Origin of the sequence: Mesorhizobium sp. M0816 (assembly GCF_040320005.1) — a bacterium.
Classification (GTDB): domain Bacteria; phylum Pseudomonadota; class Alphaproteobacteria; order Rhizobiales; family Rhizobiaceae; genus Mesorhizobium.
The window spans coordinates 1-2,148 of record NZ_JAMYOT010000086.1 but is presented as its reverse complement, the minus strand read 5'-3'; the positions used below and the strand labels follow the sequence as shown (position 1 = coordinate 2,148).

General features: G+C 60.2%; 1 pseudogene. It reads left to right on the top strand.

The features are described 5' to 3' along the window. Positions 1–142 precede the first annotated feature (142 nt). Positions 143–959: pseudogene (locus NKI17_RS36735) on the top strand (IS5 family transposase). Positions 960–2,148: the final 1,189 nt, after the last annotated feature.

The following is a 2,148-nucleotide window of genomic DNA, read 5'->3' as shown; positions in this document are numbered from 1 at the left end:
ATTCCACATCGACCACGTTCTCACATCACGACAGGAGCAGCCGCCCTCTTCCGGCGTCGGCCGAGACCCCAATCACCCCATCTGTTTTGAAAATCGGCTTGCTGGGGTTTCGTCTGAGGCTGGGTTATGATTCAAGCTGTGGATGTGGACAAAGCAGAGCCGTGGCCGGATGGCTCAGATCGCCATGAAGACCAAGCGCTACCCGTCTGATTTGACGGATGAGGAGCGGGAGCAGTTCGCGCCGCTGATGCCCAAGCCTGGGCGGCGCGGCCGTCCGCTCGAAGTTGATTTTCGCGAGGTGATCAATGCGGTGCGCTACCTGGTCCGTTCGGGTTGCGGCTGGCGGATGCTGCCGATCCACTTTGGACCCTGGCAGACGGTCTATGGCTGGTTTCGAGAGCTGGCGCGGCGGTTTCTGTTCCAGACCGTCCACGATGTGGCGCTGATGCTGGATCGTGAGCGGGCCGGACGCGAGGCGAGCCCGTCGGCGGCGGTGATCGACAGCCAGTCTGTCAAGGCCCCGCAAGCTGGAACAAGGGGTGGTCGACGCCGGAAAGAAGATCGTGGGACGCAAGCGCCATATCGCAGTCGATACGGATGGGCGGCTGTTGATTGTCAACCTGACGCCTGCCGATATCTCCGACGCCGGCGCTCAGGCGATCTTGGATGGTATCCGCAAGCGTTGGCCCTGAGTGAAGCATCTGTTCGCCGACGGCGCCTATGATCAGCTAGCGCTCATGGACAAGGCTGCCATCTGGACTTCGTGGTTGAGATCGTCCGTCGATCCGATCACCAGAAGGGCTTCGAAGTCTTGCCCCGACGCTGGGTCTCGAGCGGACCTTCGGCTGGATGATCCGACGGCGCCTCGTGCGCGACTAGAGCAGCGCATCGACGCCTCTCACGCAATGATCCTCTTCGCAATGGGCGCAAACCTCATCCGCCGAAACGCTCATCCTTGAATTTCAAAACGGAGTCAAACGAGTATTAACAGGTCGAACTAATGGTTGGCGATGTCCGGCGTGGGGCGCTGGACAGGGAATGCAAACTGCAGATGATCGAAGAGCTTTCGCGACTGTGGCCCAGCATACTGGCACCCAGAAGGAGGCGACCTTGGTGCCGCAACGCCACCGTTGAGGAACGGTCGAAGATTGTCACATGTCCACCCAATCGCTATGTGCTTCCCAACTGGACGATCACGGCGGCGTCGCCGTTGTTCCCGGCGGGCACCTTACCTATACGCATGGCCACCACGTGAGCGACAACCCGCCTCTCTGGCATGGGGACAGGATGTAAGAAGTGCGCCTTGATGAATTGTGCCATAGCGATTTCCAACAGGGGCCAGTTCTATTTCCAAGGCTCGGATATGGGCCTTGGAAGCGGCCAACGAAAGTGACTGGCGTGCTCGAGCCGGTTGGCTTCCACGCGGATCATCGCCTTGAGGTCGTCAAGGCGCTTGCGCAACTCCTTCAGCGCAGCGGGCGCGATCGGAGCGGTCTTGGCATCGAAGGCGAGATAGGGGCCAAGAAGCGCGTGCGCGTGCCATGGGCACGACGTACCGGGATGGAAAGATCAGCTGCGACGGCGAGCACATGGCGCTTGTGGCAGCCGTTGGCTCCGCAGACAATGAGCATCGGGCCGAGCGCCGCCTTCTGATTGCGCTTCACCCGCCGCACAACACGGTGGACGGCAGCCGGCGTGTTGGCCATATCTCCTGCCGGTCGGCAGCCAGAATGTGCACCGTCAGGCTATCTTTGGCTATCTCGAAGCGGCGACATAATCGAAGCACCGGGACTGGTCGGTCATGCTTTGATGCTTGTCCGTTGGTCCTGGATTGTTCTCGGCCTGGAAGGCCCCTCTACCGTTCGGATGGTCAGCCGGGGCCGAGGATGACCTTGTCAACGTCACTGAGATTGAGGCCCGGACGGAGCGAGCGCCTTGAGTGCCAAGCGACAAAGTCCTCGTCACCGTGCCGCCCTTACGGAATTGGGCCGGTAGGCGCGAAGCGCTTCAATCGCGTTTTCGGAGGACGGGAATGCTCGTCTTTCGTAAGCGCGAATTTCCCCGCACCTTTTGCTGTTGAGTGCTCTGATGCATGAGGTGTCCACCAAAATAGGTGGACACCTTGTGATGGAAGAAGATGAGCAGAAA